General features: G+C 34.4%; 17 protein-coding genes, 1 tRNA gene and 1 pseudogene. 7 read left to right on the forward strand and 12 right to left on the reverse strand.

The window, feature by feature from the left end; translation table 11 throughout:
- The first annotated feature begins 22 nt into the window (after positions 1-22).
- Positions 23-505 carry an IS630 family transposase gene (locus tag OM962_RS00955; protein WP_264330460.1) on the forward strand — a complete coding sequence of 161 codons (483 nt, stop codon included), beginning with the start codon at positions 23-25 and terminating at the stop codon, positions 503-505.
- 316 nt (positions 506-821) lie between these two features.
- Here OM962_RS00955 and radA read toward each other — a convergent pair whose 3' ends face one another.
- The gene (gene radA / locus OM962_RS00960; protein WP_264330521.1) at positions 822-2,165 is read right to left on the reverse strand and encodes a DNA repair protein RadA; all 1,344 of its coding nucleotides are present in this window, start codon (positions 2,163-2,165) and stop codon (positions 822-824) included.
- Between the two features lie 66 nt (positions 2,166-2,231).
- A complete protein-coding gene (locus OM962_RS00965) occupies positions 2,232-3,503 on the reverse strand; it encodes an MFS transporter (protein ID WP_264330522.1) in 1,272 nt (423 codons plus the stop codon).
- 997 nt (positions 3,504-4,500) lie between these two features.
- Here OM962_RS00965 and topA point away from each other — a divergent pair.
- Both topA and OM962_RS00975 read left to right on the forward strand, forming a co-directional pair.
- Entirely contained in the window at positions 4,501-6,951 is a 2,451-nt protein-coding gene (gene topA, locus OM962_RS00970) for a type I DNA topoisomerase (protein ID WP_264330523.1), read from the forward strand.
- 273 nt (positions 6,952-7,224) lie between these two features.
- Complete coding sequence (locus OM962_RS00975; RefSeq protein ID WP_264330447.1) at positions 7,225-8,457, forward strand: IS256 family transposase; 1,233 nt, start codon at positions 7,225-7,227, stop codon at positions 8,455-8,457.
- Here OM962_RS00975 and OM962_RS00980 read toward each other — a convergent pair.
- From OM962_RS00980 to OM962_RS01015, 8 genes are all read right to left on the reverse strand, one after another.
- A complete protein-coding gene (locus OM962_RS00980; protein ID WP_264330524.1) occupies positions 8,454-9,365 on the reverse strand; it encodes a P44/Msp2 family outer membrane protein in 912 nt (303 codons plus the stop codon). The two genes, OM962_RS00975 and OM962_RS00980, sit on opposite strands and share 4 nt — an antisense overlap.
- Positions 9,366-9,465: 100 nt before the next feature.
- The gene (locus tag OM962_RS00985; protein WP_264330525.1) at positions 9,466-11,481 is read right to left on the reverse strand and encodes a type IV secretory system conjugative DNA transfer family protein; all 2,016 of its coding nucleotides are present in this window, start codon (positions 11,479-11,481) and stop codon (positions 9,466-9,468) included.
- A gap of 30 nt (positions 11,482-11,511) precedes the next feature.
- Entirely contained in the window at positions 11,512-12,504 is a 993-nt protein-coding gene (gene virB11 / locus OM962_RS00990) for a P-type DNA transfer ATPase VirB11 (RefSeq protein ID WP_264330526.1), read from the reverse strand.
- 1 nt (position 12,505) lies between these two features.
- A complete protein-coding gene (locus tag OM962_RS00995; protein WP_264330527.1) occupies positions 12,506-14,014 on the reverse strand; it encodes a TrbI/VirB10 family protein in 1,509 nt (502 codons plus the stop codon).
- 16 nt (positions 14,015-14,030) lie between these two features.
- Positions 14,031-14,822, reverse strand: coding sequence for a P-type conjugative transfer protein VirB9 (virB9, locus tag OM962_RS01000; protein WP_019236950.1), 792 nt, complete (start codon positions 14,820-14,822; stop codon positions 14,031-14,033).
- The gene (locus OM962_RS01005; RefSeq protein WP_006012531.1) at positions 14,809-15,489 is read right to left on the reverse strand and encodes a VirB8 family type IV secretion system protein; all 681 of its coding nucleotides are present in this window, start codon (positions 15,487-15,489) and stop codon (positions 14,809-14,811) included. Before OM962_RS01005 ends, virB9 begins: the two co-directional genes overlap by 14 nt.
- A gap of 72 nt (positions 15,490-15,561) precedes the next feature.
- On the reverse strand, positions 15,562-16,647 hold the full coding sequence (locus OM962_RS01010; protein WP_264330528.1) for a GTP cyclohydrolase II: 1,086 nt from the start codon (positions 16,645-16,647) through the stop codon (positions 15,562-15,564).
- 21 nt (positions 16,648-16,668) lie between these two features.
- Positions 16,669-16,756: transfer RNA gene (locus tag OM962_RS01015), tRNA-Leu, on the reverse strand.
- A 190-nt stretch (positions 16,757-16,946) separates the two neighbouring features.
- Here OM962_RS01015 and OM962_RS01020 point away from each other — a divergent pair.
- The 3 genes and pseudogenes from OM962_RS01020 to OM962_RS01030 all read left to right on the forward strand — a co-directional run bounded on the left by OM962_RS01020 (position 16,947) and on the right by OM962_RS01030 (position 19,804).
- A complete protein-coding gene (locus OM962_RS01020) occupies positions 16,947-18,182 on the forward strand; it encodes a metallophosphoesterase family protein (protein WP_264330529.1) in 1,236 nt (411 codons plus the stop codon).
- 15 nt (positions 18,183-18,197) lie between these two features.
- Positions 18,198-18,537: pseudogene (locus OM962_RS01025) on the forward strand (transposase); the annotation flags it as partial.
- Positions 18,538-18,790: 253 nt separating this feature from the next.
- Positions 18,791-19,804, forward strand: coding sequence for a hypothetical protein (locus OM962_RS01030; RefSeq protein WP_264330530.1), 1,014 nt, complete (start codon positions 18,791-18,793; stop codon positions 19,802-19,804).
- 5 nt (positions 19,805-19,809) lie between these two features.
- Here the strand turns inward: OM962_RS01030 and dcd are convergent, their stop codons facing one another.
- Together dcd and OM962_RS01040 are read right to left on the reverse strand one after the other, a co-directional pair.
- Entirely contained in the window at positions 19,810-20,367 is a 558-nt protein-coding gene (dcd, locus tag OM962_RS01035) for a dCTP deaminase (RefSeq protein WP_006012513.1), read from the reverse strand.
- A 71-nt stretch (positions 20,368-20,438) separates the two neighbouring features.
- Positions 20,439-21,896: a TrkH family potassium uptake protein gene (locus OM962_RS01040; protein ID WP_264330531.1), complete on the reverse strand. Its 1,458-nt coding sequence runs from the start codon at positions 21,894-21,896 to the stop codon at positions 20,439-20,441.
- 124 nt (positions 21,897-22,020) lie between these two features.
- Here OM962_RS01040 and OM962_RS01045 point away from each other — a divergent pair, with 124 nt between their 5' ends.
- On the forward strand, positions 22,021-22,989 hold the full coding sequence (locus OM962_RS01045) for a hypothetical protein (RefSeq protein WP_264330532.1): 969 nt from the start codon (positions 22,021-22,023) through the stop codon (positions 22,987-22,989).
- Positions 22,990-23,036: the final 47 nt, after the last annotated feature.

The following is a 23,036-nucleotide window of genomic DNA, read 5'->3' on the forward strand; positions in this document are numbered from 1 at the left end:
ATTTATTGATAAAATCTCAAAAATAGACCATTCCAGCATCTTATATATAGATGAAGCAGGAGTTGATAATAAGTTATACCGAGAATATGGACGCGCTCCAAGAGGAAAGAAAATTTATGCAGATATTCCAGGGAGAACTCGAGAGAGAATCAGTATAGTAGCCGGGTGGATTGGAAAGAGATTTATTGCACCAATGACTTTCAAAGGTGGGTGTGACAAAGAGGTATTCAATACATGGTTGGAGAAGATGTTATTACCTAAATTGCCACTTGGCACAACTATAGTTATGGATAATGCTACATTTCATAAGACCACTAAAACAAAATCATTAATAGAGTCTTTTGGCTGTCATTTGCTGTATCTTCCAACATATTCACCAGATTTGAATCCTATAGAATACTGTTGGCATACCATCAAAAGCCGCCTCAGACCTCTCATGTATAAATATACAGACTTACAGCTTTTGGTTGGTAATACCATAATGGAACTTTATCATCCATTTTAGAAAATACTATAGCTACTTGTTTTCGTATTCGTTCAGGCAAGGTAGTTATGAGTAAAAATAGCAAATGGTCAGTGCGTGACACTGGAATCCAGCTAAACACTTTACAATGTTTTTGATGACGAAGCCAGTGTCTGGGCACTGGCATGACAGGAGTGTGAGATAAGGCTACATACATACTCCAACAGGTATGATGGTGTCATTCCAGTGCTTAACACTGGAATCCAGAAAAAAAGAAGCCTATGTCACCTACTCAGATGACATTATGGAAGCTGGGATGACATCCTTCTCACAAGCAAAATGTTCATGCAGATAATATTTAACTGTGATTGAAGACCTCTTTTAACTCTTTTATATGACCAAGCTTAATTATCTCAATATCATGAGAAGAATAATTGCCATTTTTAGGCATAATCGCTTTTTTAAACCCTAATTTTTGTGCTTCCCTTAGTCTGAGATCAGCATGCGAAACATTCCTAATTTCTCCTGAAAGTGCAACTTCACCGCAGATTATTGAAGAAGTTAGTAGCGGTAAATTTACTAAACTTGAAATAAGGGAAGCAGCAACAGCAAGATCAGCTGATGGTTCCTGTATTTTGAGTCCTCCTGCAATGTTTAGGTATACTTCTTTATCATGCAAAAACATTTTACAACGAGCACTTAGCACCGCGATGATCATAGCTAATCTATTAATATCCCAACCAACTACTGCCCTTCTTGGAGTTGCCATATTAGTCCTTGCTATTAATGCTTGCACTTCCATTAAGATTGGTCTTGAGCCTTCAACTCCTGCAAATACGGCGCTGCCAACTACTTCTCTATCATGTACGGTCAAGAATAATGATGATGGATTATCAACAGGCATGAGTCCTGCTTCAGACATCTCAAAAACACCAATTTCATTTGCAGGGCCAAATCTATTTTTAATAGTACGTAAAATGCGATATTGATTACTATTTTCACCCTCAAAATATAGTACTGTATCTACCATATGCTCCAGGGTTTTAGGCCCCGCTATTTGTCCATCTTTCGTTATATGGCCAACTATTAAGAGAGAAACACCATATTGCTTTGCAAGAACAGTCAATTCATGAGCGCAGGTACGGACTTGAGTTACAGTTCCTGGTGCTGATGTGACTTTGCTATCATACATAGTTTGTATAGAATCAATTATCAAGAACTTAATACTTTTATTTTTCCTTATTGTTGCTACTACATCAGTTAAAGATACTGTAGATAAAAGCTTAATTTTAGGTTCATTTATCTTAAGACGCTTTGCTCTGAGGCTCACTTGCTCTAAAGATTCCTCGCCAGATGCATAAAGACATTCAAAAGAGGAAAGTTGTACAACATTAGCTGCAATCCTAAGCAAAAGAGTAGATTTTCCAATTCCAGGTTCACCACCAATTAAAATGCTAGCACCTTGAACGATACCTCCACCAAAAACTCTATCTAACTCTTCTATTCCTGTTAAAAAACGATCGGGGGTAATAATTTCACTATCTGATAACGCTTTTATTGAAATTGGTGCAGATGTACTTCTCGTTTCTGTTTTTAGTACTATTTCTTCGACAACCGTATCCCAACTGTCACATGCAATACACCTTCCTACCCACCTTCCAGTGCTATGACCGCAGAATTGACATACGTATGCAGTTTTCATAAAAGCCAAAATTATAATTGTAATAAAAATTAGCTAAATAAGTGAAATAAATTTAAATAGAGAAAATTACCAATCACACTTTTTATCTTGTGGTTTTATTTGCAATATTGCTACTAAGCTGACTAATAAGCAAAAAATTACATAAAGCCCAGCAGCAAAGTCTATTTTAGGAAACATTATAGTAAACCAAGTGCATATCATAGGAGTAAATCCTCCATGCAAGGCAAAAGAGATGTTGCGTGATAAGCTAACACCACTAAATCTAACATTAGTAGGAAAAAGCTCAGCAGTAACTATCCCTATAGGATTAATACCCCTCTCGATTATAGAAAGAGCCATAACACTTAACATGATTATAAGATAGCTTTTATAGTAATATGCAATAGATAACATAGGACAACATAATACCATTGTTATCACTATAAATAAGATTGCAGTGCGTTCTCTTCCTACTTTATCAGCTAAAATTCCAAGCACTATTGAAGATATCGGCATTAATATGCTGGTTATAATGAGTACAACTTCGTTGACATACGTTGTTACATAAGTTTCAACAGACACTATTTCTTTTGCAATTGTTCTAAGAAATATGGTAAATCCAACAGCAACATTAACAGGTACAGATATTAAAATAGCAAGTATCAGGGCTCTTTTATAGCGTTTTGTAAGCTCTATTATTGGTAAATTAGGTAAATTTCTTTGTTCTCGATTTTTTTCATACGCTGGAGTTTCTCCTAGTGTATATATACTATATGCGCTTATTAATCCTAAAATGGCTGAAAAAATAAACGGCAGCCTCCAACCCCAAGCGTTAAAATCAGTGGTTTTTTTACAGATGATCACTGCAACCACAGAGAGCAATATGCCAATGGAGCGACCAAAACTTATTATTCCAAAAAACATTCCTAGTTTTTTCTTATTAGGTAAATGCTCTATGAGATAAACAGAGCTACCTCCTTGCTCAGCGCCAAGTGCAACCCCTTGTATCAGATGGATTGAAAGAAGCAATGTAGTAGAGGTTATTCCTATTTTACTATAACTTGGAATAAACGCAACGAGACTAGAAGGAATCGATATTAGCAAGATAGCAATCGTTAACGCCATTCTCCTTCCATACCTATCACCAATGTGACCAAATACAGATGCACCAAGTGGTCTTACCATTGCACCCATTCCTGCAATTCCAAACAATTGCAATATGCTGTAGTAGATATCTTTTGCATAACAAAATTCTCTACTAATTATATTAACCAGATCAATAAAGAGCATATGGTCATACCATATTGCGATTCTACAGAGTATTGTTGCAATCAATACTCTTGTTTGTTGATTGTACACTTAGTTTAATTTATAAATGTCTACTTATTTTTATTTTGGCTGCTTTTTAGAACTTTGCAACTCAAGCGTATGGCTTATATGTAAATATTATTAAAATTGGAACTTGCATAACCAGATATCATGCAAGTAGTCCTTTCTTGTCATCCGAGTAGCTGATCTTTATTATAATGTCATCCAAGTAGCTGACACTGGGATCCATTGTTCTTTTTTCTGGATTCCAGCATCAAGTGCTGGAATGACATCTTCATACCTGCTGGAATATGGCTATTATCCAATTGTTATCATCTAACGCTCTTATCATCCCAGTACCTTTATTTTTCATTCAAGTAGCTGACACTGGTTTCTTTATGATGTTGTCATCCAAGTAGCTGACACTGGGATCCATTGTTCTTTTTTCTGGATTCCAGCGTCATGCGCTGGAATGACATGGTGGAATGTCCTTCTTGTCATTCCAGTACTCCTTTTCTTGTCATCCCAGTGCTCCGACACTGGGATCCATTTTTCCATCATCAGAAACGTTGATTACTTTTATACTCGTAAATTTAACTGGATCCCAGTGTCGGACTGGGATGACACCTCTCTTAAATTACTTTAGCTACAAATATCAAGAAATTTACTAAGCAGAAAAAAGACAAAAGAAATCCCCTATTAGCTAGTTGTGACTCCTGAAAATTGGCCTGTCTTAAACAGACCGTTTCAGCTTATATGGTTAAAAAACTGGAAGTTTTGTAAAGAAATAAGATGCACATAGTGCAAAAAATTAAAAATAAGACGACAACTGTGTTATGCTTTTGTCGTTTAATCTGCACAGACGAAGATAAATAGTATAGCGTTATCCTTATGGTAAGGGAGTTGAAAAAATTTATAAAGCAGGTTCTTTCATGAGTTTTTTTGCGAACATCAAACAATTACTTAGAAAAATTGGAAAGACCATTAAAATATTTTTTTACTTTTTATTCTATATATTTCAACATATTACCTTTAAGTACTAATAATTATGGCATTATTAATAGTTGAGTCGCCGGCAAAGGCAAAGACGATAGGTAAATATTTGAGTAAAGAATTCAAAGTGGCTGCATCCTTTGGCCACGTCAGAGATCTGCCAGCGAAGAATGGTTCTGTTGATCCTGATAATGACTTTGCCATGAAGTATGAGATTATTGAAAAAGCAGAAAAGTATGTAAAAGAGTTAGTCAAGGAAGCTAGTAAAACATCAGATATATACCTTGCAACAGATCCAGACAGAGAAGGGGAAGCAATAGCTTGGAATGTGATAGAGGCACTAAAGGAAAGAAAAGCAATCAATGATGAAAGCAACATTCATAGAGTAGTCTTTAACGAAATAACAAAAAGAGCAGTGCAAGAAGCTATAAAAAATCCACGTGAAATTAATATGGACTTAGTGCGTGCACAGCAAGCACGCAGAGCTTTGGATTATCTAGTTGGATTTAGCTTGTCACCGCTGCTGTGGACAAAATTGTCGGGAAGCAAATCTGCAGGGCGAGTGCAGTCTGTTGCATTAAAGCTTATATGCGAACGAGAGGATGAAATCAGTAAGTTTATAACACAGGAGTATTGGAGCATAAAGGCAGAAATGCAAAATAGCAAAGATGAGGCTTTTTTTGCTATGCTAAGCCACTATGACAATAAAAAGCTAGAAAAATTTGATATTAAGAATGAAGAAGAGGCAAAGAACTTAGTCAGGGAGATCGAGTCAAGGCAGTATGCTGTAAGCACAGTAGAACGCAAGCAAGTTAAGAGAAACCCGCTTCCTCCATTTATCACCTCAAGTCTTCAGCAAGATGCAGTGAATAAACTGTATTTTAATGTGAAAAATGTTATGCGAGTAGCGCAAAATTTATATGAAGGTATCAATATTGATGGTGAAACCGTAGGGTTGATAACTTACATGCGTACAGATGGTTTTCATATTGCAGATGAGGCTATAAACTCAATCAGGGGATCAATTAAGTCATTATATGGTGATAAATATTTACCGCAGTCTCCTCGTAAATATGTAAAAAAGGTCAAAAATGCTCAAGAAGCACATGAAGCAATTCGTCCAACTGATATCAACAGAACGCCGGGTAGTATTAAGGATTACTTAACGCCAGAGCAATTTAAATTGTATGATTTAATCTGGAAAAGAACCATTGCAAGTCAAATGGAATCGGCGATCCTTGATCAAGTGGTAGTTGAAATTAGTTCTACTGACCAGAAAGTAATTCTGCGAGCAAGTGGATCAAGTATATTCTTTGATGGTTTTTATAGAGTCTACCAAGATAACATAGAAGCCGAAAATGAAGGCTTGCTGCCTGCCATGAAGGAAGAGGAAACGTGCAAGTTGATTTCTGTTGATCCGAAACAGCACTTTACTCAACCGCCACCTCGTTATAGTGAAGCGAGTATAGTAAAAAAAATGGAAGAAGTCGGTATAGGTCGCCCATCAACTTATGCAACAATTATTTCGGTATTACAAGATCGTGAGTACGTTTCATTGGATAACAAAAGATTTATTCCAAGCAGCCGCGGTAAGATCGTAACTATATTTTTGGAAACTTTTTTTCAGCGTTGTGTAGAGTATGACTTTACAGCACAAATGGAAGAAAGGCTTGATTCAATCTCAAATGGACATGCAGATTGGAAAAAAGAATTGAGCCATTTTTGGGTGCCATTTTTTGGTCATGTAAACTCTGTCAAGCAAATGACACATGATGAAATTTTCAGTGGCATTCACAATTTGGTAGTCGATTGGTTTTGTTCAGAGGAAGGAAAGGAAGAAATAGGTAAAAAATGTCCTAATTGCTCTGGTGGCATATTGAAATTGAACTTTGGAAAAGCCGGGGTGTTTCTTGGATGTTCTAACTATCCTGAATGCAACCATACAAAAGAAATTACGGGCAGTAATGACAATTCAGAATATCCAAAAAGTTTGGGTATAGATGATGTGACAGGCCAAGAGGTAATGATCAAAAAAGGTCCTTTTGGACTTTATCTGGAGTTTAATAGTGAGTCAGAAAAGAAAAAAAAGATTTCTGTACCAAAAGATATAAATGTTAATGATATTGATCTAAATACCGCCACTCGATTACTTTCCCTGCCGAAAATAATCGGAGAACACCCAGAAACTGGAAAGGAAGTAAAAATAGGTCTTGGACGATTTGGGTACTATATTTTCTATGATGGTCGATACTTTTCTCTTAAAAAAAGCTCTAAGGAGGTATTAGACACACAATTAAACGAAGCTATACAAATTATTGAGAGCAGCCCACGCAAAGAGCTAAAATCTCTTGGTTTTAATGAAAAGGGAAAAGAAGTTTTTATCTGCAACGGTAGGTACGGATTCTATATAAAATGCGGTAAAACAAACGTTGCGTTGGGCAAGAATGCAGATATTGAAAGTATAGATCTGAAGAAGGCTTTAGAGTTAATTAAGAATAAAAAGTAGACTTCTTGCATAACCATTCTTTATATGTTCTTTATTGTTGTTCCAGCCCTACACGCTGGAACTGAGAAAAAAGAGCCTGAATTACAAGAAAGAAAATATTCAGATAACGAGAAAGTTGTCACCTGGTTAGCAGCTACAGTCGTGTGACGCAGACGTGCTACCAGGAAAATGTCTCTATCAGAGTTAAGCTTTGCTGGCAAAAGGGAACGTTCAAAAAAGTGTGTCAAACCGAGAAGTAAAGTAATAAATTGATATAAAAAATGGAGGTTTGATATGAGTCAAGCAAATAGAACTAATGGGTTGGTAGATTATAAAGAATTAGAAACAAATATCCTGTCATCTATACGAGAAGGAAAACCATTGACAGGAAAAGATGGAGCATTAACACCGTTTATAAAAAGGTTGCTAGAGGCAAGTCTGGAAGGTGAAATAGAAAACCACATGTCAGCTAAAAGTGAAGAAAATAACCGAAGAAATGGGAGAAACGCAAAAACTTTACGCACGAGTGGAGGCTCATTTGAGCTGCTAACACCAAGAGATAGGGAGGGAAGTTTTGAACCACAAATAGTTAGAAAAAGGCAAACAAGCCTACATCCAGAACTTGAAGCAAAGGTATTAAGTACATACGCCAGTGGCATGGGATACAGAGACATAGCTTCACACGTTGAGGAAATATATGACCACAAAATATCAGCAGCAGAGATATCCAGTATTACTGATAAACTGCTACCAATAATCAATGAATGGCGCAGCCGTCCACTGCAATCAGTATATCCAATAGTGTTCATGGATGGCATGTTTTTTAAGGTTAAGGAGGATGGACATTGTGTAAGCAAGTGTATGTATAACATATTAGGCATAGATCAAAATGGCAGAAAAGAAGTATTAGGTTTTTATTTGGCTGAAAGTGAGGGAGCTAATTTCTGGTTGGGAGTGCTAAATGACCTCAAAGAAAGAGGAGTAGAAGATATTCTAATTGCCTGCATTGATGGGCTAAAAAGCTTTTCTACAGCTATAAATAGTATATTTCCTAAAGCAGAAGTACAACTATGTATAGTGCATCAGATAAGGAATTCACTGAAATATGTATCTAGCAAAGATGTAAAAGTTTTCATGAATGATTTGAAAAAAATATATCGTGCTTCAAGTAAAGAAATTGCCGAAAATTATTTGCTTGAACTGGAGGAAAAATGGGGCGAAAAGTATCCATTAGTCATAAAATCTTGGCAGAATAATTGGGAAAATTTGTCCAGTTATTTTAAGTATTCAGGTCCTGTTAGGAGGCTAATTTATACCACTAATCCTATTGAGGGACTGCACAGACAGATTAGAAAATTTACTAAAACCAAAGGCTCATTTACTAATACAAATGCCTTGTATAAACAGGTATATTGTGCTATAAAAAAAGTAGAGCAAAAATGGGCTATGGCTTTACCTAATTGGGCTTTAACTATATCTCAACTTGATATCTTTTTTCCTGATAGATTAAAAATTGAGTTGAATTAAAAATACGGTTTGACACACTTTTTTGAACGTTCCCTGGCAAAATGAAAAGTAAGACCAGCTTCTATACCGTGTGTGTGAAACACTTGATTGCCTATACTGATACTTTCTTTGTGTAACTTCTGGTCCGATGGTTTTTGACCTTTCTTCAATTCTAATATCTTTTTTCCATCTGGGTTTTCCTGTTGCTTTGCTTTCATTTCTCCTAACACCTCTGCTTCAAAATCAACATTACTACCAAGAACACCAAAACCTCTATATCCGATGTGCATATTTACATCTTCGTTTATACGATAATCAAAGCCAGCTTTCAATTGACCTGCAGGTCTTATTGACGATTTTTCAAACATTGTCATTCTTGTTGCACCGACTCCAACCCCAACATAAGGAGAAAAAGAGAAACTATCACTTTTCCAATAATGATAAACATTTGCCATTACAGATGCGTTTTCTACTTGGTCATGATTAATTACAGTTTTATACATATAAGTTTTTTTATTAGCACTCTCATCAACGTCTTTTAGATACGAAACAGTTACTTGATTACTTGATAAACCAACATTATCTACTTTTACAGAAGAGTACATCCCTTCCAATTCAGCTCTATAGCTATTATTGCCTAGTTCTCCTGTGTAACCAAACGTTACATTTGCAGCAAAAGGTGGATTATAATCTCCTTTATACTTACTTATTAACTGACCTTCTGTTCTCTGAGCGTCTATGTCATTTATAGATACACGGTTATCATCTGTAGCATCTTTGCCTCCAATTTTTGCTTTCAACTTACCCAAGTTCAAATATTGACCGTAATATCCACCACCAAAGTAAAATCCTTCTGTTTCACTTGCAAAAGATTGTTGTGACAACAATAAAGCAAGTGCCGTAACTGCTAATGTTTTTTTACTCATCATGACTATTCCTCTAGTTAAAATAGCTAATCTAGTACTAATTAATTAAAAATGATTTAATATGAAAAAACTAATTATTTTCTAAGCTAAAAAATAGGTAAAATTAACCTCTATCCTCGATTTTATTGCCGTCTAGTTTGTCCTCATCTTCAAATTCATCATCGTCAAATTCATCCTTACCGTCTTCATCATCAAACCCATCATCGTCTTCCTCATCATCAAACCCATCACCACCTTCAAACTTATCATCAATATCCTCGTCTTCAAACCCATCTTCAATCTCTGGCTCATCGTATATTGCATCTTCAGTTTTAGCTTCAACAGGATAATCAGCAGCTTCAATAGCATTACTCTCTTCTTCATTACTAATCTTATCTTTGTTAGCAGCAGAAAAGACCTTGTTTGGATCATATGGCTCTTGTGTAGGCACACGTGTTGGTTTAATCAGCCTCCTTGTGAATGTGCTATCACTATAGTACAAAATTTTCTTTGACTTAATTGGATAAGTCGACTCTATCAAAATTATTTGATCATCACGTGGCAGCATAATAATTTCTTGAGGTAAGAGCAATGCTCTCTGTGTTTCAGAGATATGCAATGATCTTGATGCAGGATTCAAGTCTAAAAATTTAGGTTTGTTTAATGATTCTTGTTGTACAGTTTTGTTTCCTATAAGCTGAGATATCAAATTAGCCGTTTCAATATTATTGGCTGCAAAAGTTATTCTATAGGTTGAGTTTGATAAAAAGGAGTTCATTCCTGCTTCTTCATATATTCCTTTAAGCTGTTCAGTATCTTGAACAATTAAAAATAACCTTACTCGATAGCCACGAAAGTATGCGATGCCCGTTTGAAATTGCTCCATTTTTCCAAGTGTTGGAAACTCATCCATTAAAAATAATACGCCGTAAGGCTCGTCATCCGATGGCAATTTTCTACATAAAAACTCAGTTGCCTGTTGGTAAAAAACCTGCATTAAAGGCCTGAGCCTAGTTAAGTTATCAGGAGTTAAACCAACATAAACTGTAGTTTTCTTCTTTTTAAAATCCAAAATATTAAAATCACTTGATGCAGTTGCAGTATCGATCAATGGGTTTGCCCACAATTCAAGCGACGAGTTCATAGTTGACACAACACCTGATCTTTCTTTGTCAGCCTTTTGCAAAAAAGCTGCAATGTTCATATACGCTACCGGATGTATTATTTTACCCATTGTGTCCAAAACTACAGCAAGATTGTAAACTACGTCATCGCTACGCATCGTACGCACAACCTCACCAAAAGATTTAACTTTCTCTGGTGCAGCAAGTAAATATAGTACCACCCCAACAAATAAGCTTCTTGCTTCATTTTGCCAAAAATCTTGTTCAGGCATGATTAGGTTAGCTATTTTTTGCACATCGTCAACCATCTGTCCAGGTTTTTCACTAATCCATTCCAGTGGATTATAACAATGGCTTACCCCATCTGGCTGCGCTGGGTTCCATACATATACTTTTTGTCCTTGTCGCTCTCGCCAACCACTTGTTATTTCATAGTTTTCTAATTTTATATCATGCACAATTACCGAATCATTCCAAAATAACAAATTAGGAATTACAAAACCAACACCTTTACCAGAGCCTGTAGGTGCAAAGAGCAATGCATGCTGAAACCCATCAGCAATAAAATATCCTCTCTTATCTTTACCAAGCAATAGACCTTTTTTGCTTCTTAATCCCGCTTTTCGTATGTCTTTCTCTGATGCCCACTGTGAATCTCCATGAAGTGATTCTTTCTTTTTAAATGGCCGCCACTCAATTAGTCTTTCTCTCACATTCCACAAAATAATCATCAAAACAATTTGAGGCAGTAGAGAAGATACAACTAATTTAATTTTGAGCTCAAAGCTATATAGCTCTGGATGATGCCAACAATATTGTATATGATCAAAAATTGTCGGCCAGAGAGCTTGAGGAAAAGGTGTCAAGCTAGGATTAATTGCTCTAAAATCTACACCATCTGGACCGTCAACAAATAGGTAGAATAATATACCAGACAAATAGAAGCAAAATTCAAGTATGCTAAAAGATACTACACCTCCTATGAGAATATTGCGTAGGTGATTTCCATTACTCATAAACTACTTTTTCTTAACTTACGTATAAATTTAAGTATTTTCATTTGAAGATCTAGTAAATAATATTTCAGAAATGCTTCTTTTTCCACCACTGGTCCTTTTGAGTTGAATAACAATGTCAATTACATTTCTAATGTATGGTATGATCTGATCTGGGGGAATTCCAAGATTTGCTTGCATAACCATAAGTTTTATTTGCTCAAGAGCCATTGCCGGACTATCCGCATGAAGAGTTGATATTGACCCTGGGTGGCCAGTGTTTATTGCTCTAAGAAAACTAAAAGCTTCTGCTCCACGCAGCTCACCAACTATTATTCTATCTGGTCTTAAACGTAAACATGCCTCTATCAAATCTTGAGTGGTCACTTTTGCCCTGCCTTGCCCTCCTTTAGAAGAAATTAAATGGACTTTATTGGGATGATCATTCAAAACTATCTCTCTTGCATCTTCAACAGTAATAATTCTTTCTTCAGATGGAATAGCGCGCAAAGTAGCATTAGTAAAAGTGGTTTTACCAGTGGAAGTTCCACCACTAATTATGATATTTTTCTTACTTATTACAGCATATTCTAAAAACTCTTTTATTTTTTTTTGTTTCAGTAGCAAATCTAGGTGACGATCTACTGGATTATCGGTCACTCCTATAACAGTTTCAGAAAAAGCCCCCATTTTTTCATAATCATCCAATGCCAATTGCATAGAAGAAGGTTTACGAATTGAAATGACTACTTTATCAGGCTCACATGCTGGAGGAAACACTATCTGTATACGATAACCATTTGGTAATGTAGCTGAAAGCAGCGGTGTCTCTTCGCTCAGTTTTTGTTCTGTAGCTTGAGCAATCAACCTGCTAAGAGATTTTAAATGATTAAGATCAAATATTTCTAACTTTTCGCATCTTATTTCACCGCGATTTTCAATCCATACTTCCTTCGGTTTATTTATTGATATTTCATTTACACCTTCCTCTTGAAATATCCCTTGTAATGGCTCCAAGTATGTATCAAGTGCAGCATAGTTCATTTCAGTTATTTAATATTGACTGTGGAGGAAATACTATATCTTGGTTAACAAATACTTTCAATGCAGTTCCTTGATTAACATAAATAGTTGGTTTTTTATCTACACTCCTATCAACTATATCTCGCATGTCTTTGGAAAAATCATTAATTGATTTTTCAATTGCACTTTCATAAACTGACTTACTTTTTTTCTGAATTTGCTTTAATAATGCCTTCACATCTTCTAAAGTAATAGGGATATCCTCTTCAGTAACTTTTTGACCTGCAAGTGCTGTGCTTAGAACCTTCGCGATCTCTTCTTTCATGATCTCAAATAAATTTTGCTCGCTAGAAGCATCTTGAATTCTACTAATAGCTCTAGGACCTAATTTCCATTCTTCTTTTTTAACGGCTTTAATTGCTGTTTTAATATCACCTTCCCCCAATCCACTTACAATCACTTCTTTGAAAGAGAAAATGTCTATTTCAGTGCCAATGATAGATTTTGCTGCGTCCATAACAGTTAACACATCGACAATATTAGAAGCCTTTTGTCCTATAATAGCTGAACCAATCGAAACACCAGCAAGTGCGACTGAAGAGAATAATGCACCTTCTATTTTATTATCAACTATTCCAGCTATCCCTGCCCTTCCAAGCTCATCGGTACCAGATGATGAAATAGCAACATCTATACCATGAGGAAGAATGATCCTATTCCAATTTATGTTCACGCGGGCTTTTGCAACATTTGAGTCGAATGAATAACCACCTATTAACCTTGAACCTTTTGGTATTAAAATTGTATCACCAGTTTCTGCATAAACGTCTCTACTAACAACAGCACGGAGCATTCCTTGTAAGTCAGAACTTATTGCAGTTTCAAGAATAGCGTCAATAACTTTACCTTGAATAATCATTAAACCAAGCTTTCCAGCTTTGGTAGCTTTGCTCGATTGTGCTGAGGTATTGGATAAAACAGCATCTGTAGCTTTACCTTCCCTACTACCACCTGAAATTGCTAACATTTGTGCACTACGTCTGTCTCTAGGATAACCGCCACCCCCTATTGTAGGAAATGAAATAGGCAAATTGCTAATAACATTACCAGAAGGAAAATTTTGCTTTGGTAAAACAGGTATATTTGACAAGGGAATTTCTTTTAGTTGCTCTTCTTTTTTTGTCACTTCCTCTTTTTTGATTTGTTTTACTTCTGGTATGACTTGTGGAATAGGAAGAGGAGGTAAGGGTGGCAAGAGATCAGTTACTACTCTTTCGGAAACTATTGCATTATCTGGAACTTGTTCTAACTTTCCTCTCAATTCTTGAATGTTTTGCTTTGTTTCCTCTTTTTTAACAATCTCTGGACCCTCTTTATTAGAAGGACTAAAATAAAGATAGTACACTCCACCAACTAAGAGCGCTACCATAACTATCATCAATGCCTTATAACCTTGATTAGAGCCAACTGTTACTACCTTGCTTTCTATCTCTGATTCATCTTCTACACTATTATGCCTTTCTTTACTCATATTATATGTACCACAACTAAAGTGACCTATTTATAACTTCAACTTCACTACCTTCATAACGCATTAATAGCTTTTTATGTACTCCTTTTATTACAACATAATCATCAAATAACAGCCTTTTACAGGATTCGCCTTCTATAAAAATCTGAGGAATTTTATTACTATTTCTAAACTTTAAATAGGTTAAATAACCATCATCGAATAACTCAATTGGAACTATATCTACGTTACCACCTTCATCAATATATGTATAGTTGTACCTCGTATTATTTTCTTGTATTATTTTTTCTGGCTTTTCTGTAATGTATTGCATTTGAGTAGGTAAAGAAACCTCATCTAAATCAACATCAAATTCATCTTCTTCTTGAGGATAATAAAAACGTATTACGTAAGATATATCCTTTTCAACGGAATAATCATGATCCACTTTTTTAGCATCAGTATCTGGGTATTTATCGTAATTTGGTCTTGAAATTAGATCAAAAATGTAATTTCTCTTTTTAGTTGTCGTAATAATCATGTTAGTGCGACTACTGACTTCAAATGGCATGACAAGCAGTTTATTATCATAAGGATTAATTTTCCAACTTGATGCATCACCAACAGCAATATTTTTGACTTTTTCCCCTTCTGCAAACTCAATATAAGAATAGTAACCTTGACTAAAAATTACTGTAAACACCTCATTAGGGCTATATACAAAAGTCTTTATTCTACTATCTACAGAAATAGGTTTATTATTAATAGATGCATTTAAGTTGCCACTTATTAGTAAAGCTAAAACTAACAATATCCTACACATATTCATCATCTACTCTATATGAAATAACTTGAAACCCTAACGGGTTAATATATCTTTGCTGATCATTCATTTCAAGCGATGCATATTTATACGACATCACAACTATCTTATTTTTCCTTGAGGAATTTCCATCTTTTCGTGTAAATTCTATAGAAAATCTCACTTGAAGAGCATCGTTACCTAATTTTTGAATTGAACGAATTTTCAACTCACCTTTAGCATCTGAATATAAATTAAAAAGGTCATTCATATTCTGCGATTTTATATAATTGCTAAATTCACTATATACACTAGGCGAAGAAAACAACCTTACTTTTGTATAATAATTATAATTATAATTATATGGGTCAAAAACCTCCCTTGCTTTTATATACTCTGAAATAAAATAATCGTTCAGCGTTTCATTTGCAGAATATTGTTTTACTGTAACAGGATCAACCAATTGCACTATTCCTGACTTTTTGTCAATTTCTATAACGAATGGCTCAATAGTGCTACTTGTGCTAATTTTAAATATAGCCAATATGCTTACAGAAATTGCAACTAGTAATATTAATGTAAATAAAAGTAAAGTATTTCTCTGAGCAACAACTGTGCTATAGCGACTTGAATTCCAATTTATATCCTTATCCAATGACTCATTACTTTTTTCTTGTTTTAAAAATTTCAGCATCTCAATATTCTTAAAAATCTTAACTTATATTAATTAACATAGCAAGCTAACAAAGTAGTTATAACAAAAAAGCTAATAAACCCTTAATCCATGGCCTAACTTGCCAAATTTTGTTTCCATATATGAATCATTATATTCATTGCGTTCCATAATAAGTGGTATACACTTTGTAACTTCTATACCGTTATTTTTCAACTCTGATAACTTTCTACCATTGTTTGTAAGTAATTGTATTTTGTTAATGTTCAATTTCTTAAGTATTTTAGCTGCAACAGCAAAGCTCCTTTCATCATCTTCAAAACCCAATACTCTATTTGCATCAACAGTATCAAGATTATATTTTCTTTGCATACTGTATGCTCTTAACTTATTAGTTAAACCAATGCCTCTCCCATCTTGCATCAAGTATAATATAATGCCATTCCCAAAGTCGGTCATTATTTGAATCGCTTGATGTAACTGGCTTCTGCAATCACATGATAAGCTGTCTAATAAGTCTCCTGTATAGCATGAAGAATGAATTCTCACTAATGGCTCATTATCTTTATCTGAATTGCCAATGATAATTGCATAATGTTCTCTTCCGCCACTTTTGGTTCTATAAGATATGATATCTACTTCTTGAGTCTGTTTTAAAAATAATGATGTTTTGCACACTTCATACACACTATGATTTTGTTGAAAATCATTCACAAGTAATGTATTTAGTGCAATAATGTCATTTTCTTCACACCAATTTCGCATTTCATGTTTATTCTCAAAAGTCATATCAGCCACTAACGCGTATGGCAATAATTCTGAGAACTTAAGCAAGGCAACAGCATACGCATCTATTGTCTTTGAGCATTGCAACTCTTTTATGCTATCTTCCTTTGAACAGTTTATTAAATGGAGCAGTTCATCAAAATTGCTTATCAATAGACGTTTGCTACTATGTTCTTTACTCTGACATATGTATTTTACCTTACTTGCAGTCAAAGTAACATACACATTACCTGATATAAGCTTATATTGACTAAATAAATTTTTTTCTAAAGTTTCAGCAGCAGCAAGCAATAGATAGTTATTTTCATCATCATATATTAAAATTGGAAGACCACGCCTGACTTCACTGATGGCCCTTTCTACTTTATTTCTACTTTGATTTCCTATAAACATTTCACCTACACCAAAACAACTTGGTGCGGTCGAGAAGACTTGAACTTCCAAGGCTTTGTGAGCCACAGCGACCTCAACGCTGCGTGTCTACCAATTCCACCACGACCGCACTTTATTCTAGTTTCTATATAATTACTTTAAATTACTTAATCATTTTAGGATTTTTCATCTAAAGTGTCAATCTGATACTAGGATAATTTAGGAAATGCCTGTATAATTTAACTATGAATTTTATGGTTACAAACTTTAATCATTTAAGATAATCTTACTACTAATTCTTAATTTAGGTCTTTATACAAATGAAAATAGCTAATATCTTCATTTTTTTAATTCTATCTCTTACAATTAGCTTTTACCCCACTCATGCACAAATATTGTACACATGGTCTCAAATCATTCCAGAAAATAAATTAAGCATACGTGCGATTATAGACAATAACATGTGTCCCATTGCTTACGTCGATAATAAGGCAGTAGAAATGCTAAGTCGCAGCTCAATTAACAATACCGAAACAGTTTGTGAACTGATAGTAGAAACAAATGCTCAAAACATTAGTATTGACAATATAAAAGTTCCCGTATTAGCGGAAAAGATCAGCAAAATTGCCTTCATTGGCGATACAGGATGTAGAATAAATATGTTATTTCAGCAAGAATGTAATTCTGTAGATAACTGGCCTTTGAAAAAAAATTTAGATTCAATCGCTTTTCATAAACCAGATTTAATTATCCATGTTGGTGATTATCATTATAGACAAACAAAATGTAGAAACACAAAAAAGTGCGGCGATATTTATGGATATAGCAAAGAAGCTTGGTACGCTGATTGGTTTGAGCCTGCAAAAGATATTTTAACACAATCTCCTTTTCTTTTTGTTCGTGGAAATCATGAGAGTTGTAATAGAGCTTATGAAGGATGGTTCAGATATTTAGATTCATACCCCTTTTTCCCTCAAAAATGTGAAGATCTTATTTCCAGTTGGTTCTTAGATGCTGGGCCGATGAAGTTTTTTATCTTCGACTCTTCATCCGGTGAGGAAATTTTTACAACCCAAAGCACAGTTGATGCTTTTGAGAGGCAGTTTGATAAATTGATACAAGATAAGCCCACGTGGTTTTTGACTCATAAACCGCTTTGGAGATCTCCAAAAAAAGAATTTTTGACATTAAAAAGCCATGGTAATCTTACACAAATTGAAGCTTTTGGAGATAAATTTCCAAGCAATGTTACTACCATAGTTTCTGGCCACATTCATATAGCCCAGATTTTATTAATGGATAATGTTCCAGATCAGATTATAGTTGGAAACGGCGGTGCATTATTACACGCTCAAGATCAAGAACCTGTTTATCAAAACGTAGAATTTAACTATCCAAATAGTAGAAATTACTTAGCACACGAAGTTAGAAACTTTTTCGGCTTTGGCTTTGCAATATTAGGTTTAAACGATCACAAATTTACTTTCTATAACCAAGATAATAAGGAAATGTATTCTGCAAACCTAACGAAAGACTTTAAACTTAAAACAAATTAAAATTAGGACTATTTAAGGACGCAGAAAAAACGTGATGAGCTTAAAAAACTCATAGCAACAAAAAACACTGAAATTCTTGTATATATCGACTAATCTGGAATTGATAACACAAAAGTCAGCGTATTGTATGATTGCAGCTTTGAATAAGGGAAAAATTATGGCGCCTATGATTTTTAAAAGCTACTGCGATACAGACGTTTTTAATAGCTGGTTCAAGCTTTTTGCTGGGTGATTTTGGATAATGCAACTTTTCATAGAAAATAAGTGAATTTGTTAAAAGTGTTAGTGCTGAAGTTATATATCTGCCTCCATATTCTCCTGATTTTAATCAAACCATTGGTCTGTTATAAAAAATTGAGCCAGAAAGAATATCCACCTGTTCGAACTATTAGAAAAAGAGCTATATATGAGCATGTTTTAGCACAGACATTATTTTGTAACTAGGCGAATGCAATCAGTGTTAGCTGCTTGAGAGGATATCAATTAATAAAGAAATGCATCTATAATAATTAGAAGAAAGAATGAAAAAGTACAGAAGTAGAAATGTGAGTTGAAAAAATAAGAGAAATATAATATATTGACGATAGTGAGACTATTTAAAATTAATTATGCCAGTAGTAGTAAATACACCAGGTAACATACAAAGAACGTCAAAATTAAGAGATATTTTACTAGCCCCTGTGAGGTGGCTAGTCATTGGTTTAGCTGTAGTATTACTAATAGCATCTATTGTTCTTGTTCTAGCATTAACTCTAGTCGCTCAAGCATTGAGTAAGCTATATCTTTTTGCAGGAGGCAAATTACCAGAATGGTTAGAGCAAAGAACTGAAGCATTTATGGAGGCAGCGCGTATCCCACAAACAACGCATGATACTAATGTAAATGATGCAATTAATATTAACGTTCAAAAGCTAAAAGAAAACTATGGCGAGCCTGATGTTGATGATAAGTTTATAAAGGAAATAGAAGGATTTATTGATCAGTTAGAGTGCATAGCAAATGGCATACAAAAAGCTGTAGATAAAGATCAACTCACATCAGATGAGAAAAAACATGCACTTGAGTGCCTAAAGCGTATAAAAAATGACCCTAATTCACATAGTGGAAGTGGATTAAGATTGAAGCAAGTTTTAAGTTTGGTTTGGAAAGCTTGTAAGGATAAAAATAAAAAAAGTACTGATAATAATATAGATATTAATACCCGCATATCACAGAGAAAATATCAACTGGTTAAACATTTAGTAGAATCGCAAACAGAATATGGAGTACTTGTTGGCAGTGCATGTTTTACTGGTACCTTTAACAGTATTGTCTCTTCCTTGTACACTTTTGAAGAGTTTTTCTTCTTGCAAAGAGCGGATAAGGCTACTGTAAAACAAGAATTTCAAAATGAGCTACAAAAAAAAGGTGAAGAATTATTTAATCAGCTTGCCAATGATGAAGAAAAAAAAGAAGTTGCAAAAGCTTTAAGTAATCCTTCTACAAATTTCTTTATTAGCTTTATAGAATCATTTAAAGATCACTCTGCACGTGCAGTTTTAGGTGATAAAAAATGTGATGAACTAATAAAAGAAAATTTTGCTAATCTTCAATACAAAAAATCAATATCTAGCTTTATCTAAAGTAATCACTTAACTAACGGCAAAGTGATACCATGTTGATTCATATATTTTCCTTTCATATCATCATATGACTTCTCACACTCACTTTCGCCGCTTAAAAACACAAATTGGCATGCTCCTTCATTAGCGTAAATTTTTGCAGGAAGTGGAGTAGTGTTAGAGAATTCAAGTGTGACGTGACCTTCCCATCCAGGCTCTAAAGGTGTAACGTTTACTATAATACCACATCTTGCATAAGTTGATTTACCAACACAAATTACCAGTACATTCCTTGGTATACGAAAATATTCCACCGTGCTGGCAAGTACAAAACTATTTGGTGGGATTATACATACATCTGTTTCCTTATCTATGAAACTATTCTCAGAAAAATTCTTGGGGTCTACAATAGCTGAATTAACATTAGTAAAAATCTTAAACTTATTACTAACTCTTGCATCATAGCCATAAGATGATAATCCGAAAGATACAACACCCTTACTGCTTTTATGATTCACAAAAGGCTCTATCATTCTAGAGTTTTCAGCCTTTTCCCTTATCCATTTATCTGGCATAACTGCCATAATTGTCCTTTAAAGTTTTGTAATACTTATAATAATATGTAATAGAATTTAAATGTAAACCTGAATTAGCGTTACACTCTGGAATGGCAAAGTTTCCAGTATAAACTACCTATACAAAAATAAATTGGCAATATTTCAAGCCTGCCAAGCAGCATCAAAAACGATAGAAATAGCTTTACTCCACCACTAAAGGAGGAATAATTACCTGAAGGACCTATTAGGTTACTAAATCCTGGGCCAGAATTTGTAAGCATTGCAGAAACAGAGCTGATGCTAGCTATAAAGTCCGCATTGCTCAAGTAAGACATCACTATTGATGATATAGTGAACGTTAACATGTAAATCGCAAAAAACGTAAAGACGGATTGAACTTCATCATTTTCCAGTATTTTACCATTGAGTTTTACTCTATCGCTTTCACTTGGATCTAATAAAGAGCTAAAGTAATTCCTTATAGACTTTAGAAAAATGACTAAACGGAAGATTTTGATTCCACCACTAGCAGAACCACCACATCCACCAATAAAGGCTAAAAAGAAAGCTAAGACTGAAATAAAGCTCCAATTCAAGTAGTTGCACATTACATAGCCAGTTGATGTGATAAAGGAGGTAATGGTGAATGTGCTGTACCTAAATGATAAAAATACTCCTAAGTCAAAATTTTTATATAACCAAAAACAAGCAAGCAAAGATGAGATAACAACTATCTTAATAAAGTAAGAGACCTGTTCATCATAACAAACGTCTAATCGTCTTATAATTTTTAAATAGCTCAGAAAAGGTAAAGAGCCTAAAATCATAAAGATAATTGTTATGACCTCCAATATAGGGTTATTGTAGTAGCCTATAGAATCGTTATAGTTAGCAAATCCACCAGTTGATACAGCGGACATTCCGTGACATACTGCGTCAAATAATGGCATGCCAGCTAGATAGTAGGAAAATATGCACAATAAAATTAGGCAGTAATATATTTCTGCAATATGTATTACTACGCTTCGCGTATGTGGTAACTTTCTTTTAAGAGCATCTGAGTACTCAGAATAGAGTAAATTATTTAAGCTCAAAACCTTAAATATGGGAAAAATTGCAATTCCTACTGTAATTATTCCAAATCCTCCTATACCATGCAGCATTGCTCTCCACAGTAGTATCCCTGGAGATTGTTGTTCAATTTCGCTGAGCACAGTTGCCCCTGTGGTTGTAATCCCAGATACTGCTTCAAATAGTGCATCAACGTAGCTTAGACTATCAAGATAGAATGGAATAGCTGCAAATAGAGATAATACAATCCAGGTACAGCTAGTAATCGCAAAAATTGCCGGCATTCCATGTAACTTACTTAGTTTACCCAATAAAATAAAAATTGCACTAAATGTGCAGGTAACTATAAATCCAACCAGAAAATTTTTCCATTCGTAACCTAGATAATTATTAGTAATAGCAGGAATAAGCATTGCTACGCCAAACAACAATAGAAAAATTCCCACAATAAACGCAATTGAACGTAAAACTTGCAGATTTTCCATAGATAGTAACTTGAAAGCTATATGTTATTAAAACTTCAACCGCTTTGCTAATTTTTTCTCTTGACTTGATTATAAATACGTATAATTATAGCGCTAAATTTGCCATAAGAGGTAGAGGTAAGGTATGTTATTAACTGAAAGACAAAAAAACATTCGAGATTCATTAATTAGTGAAGCTATACAAAGCAACTTTGAGAGTATAAAAAATAATTACGATAGCGATATACAAGAAGTTTTGAAAAGCGAATTACCTAGTAATATACAAAAAGAGTTTAAAGACGATCTACCTAATTCTTGTACCATTTCACAGTTGATTATATTCAAAAAAAATCAAAAGGAAATTAATCAATGTATACAGAAAATGGAGCAAAAAATTGAGAGTATTTCGTGTGATATAGCTATGCAAGAAGAGGAAGGAAGTGATGATTCGCATATGCAAAAAGTGAAAAACTTAAAGAGAACAAGTGATCTTCACCACAAATTACGTCAAGCAATAGATTATTTAGATGTTAAAAAAGTTAAAGCAGTATTAGAAGATTGTGATACAAATCTAGCAATGATTTTAAATAGACCTATACATTCACAGAGCAAAACTACCCTTTTACTTTATCCTCTGCAAGTTGGTCTTAATAAACGATATATAGGTGATGGTAAAAGATTAAAACAAGAAGATCTGAGAAATATAAAAGAAATTACTAAACTTCTTTGGGATAAAGCTTCTCCTGATATTCGCGATTTCTGGTTTAAATTCCATCAAGATCAACAAGAAGAAAGTACAAAAGACACAAAAGCAACCTTTGAAGCTCATTTGAAAAAAGCTCCTCCTGATATTCGTGACTTGTGGCTTAAATATCAAAGAGTGCCTGAAAATCAAGATGCAGCTGTAATAAAACTTCTTAAAGGTGAGCAACAACGACATGCCAAGATAGGTAGTGAGAAGTGGCTTGAAGATTTCATTCAAGAAGTTAAAGATTACACAGAACAAAAAAGCATAGAAGAAAACCTTGAAATAGCTACAGAGAAACCTACAACAAAATCTGTTCTACAAGACGCACAACTTTCTCAAATAAATAGAACTTGTTGTATTTTGTAGTAAATAAGTTCTTAGGGAATCTAAGCATGATAACAATAAAAACAAGA

This window comes from Wolbachia endosymbiont (group B) of Erebia ligea (assembly GCF_947179575.1).
Classification (GTDB): domain Bacteria; phylum Pseudomonadota; class Alphaproteobacteria; order Rickettsiales; family Anaplasmataceae; genus Wolbachia; species Wolbachia pipientis_C.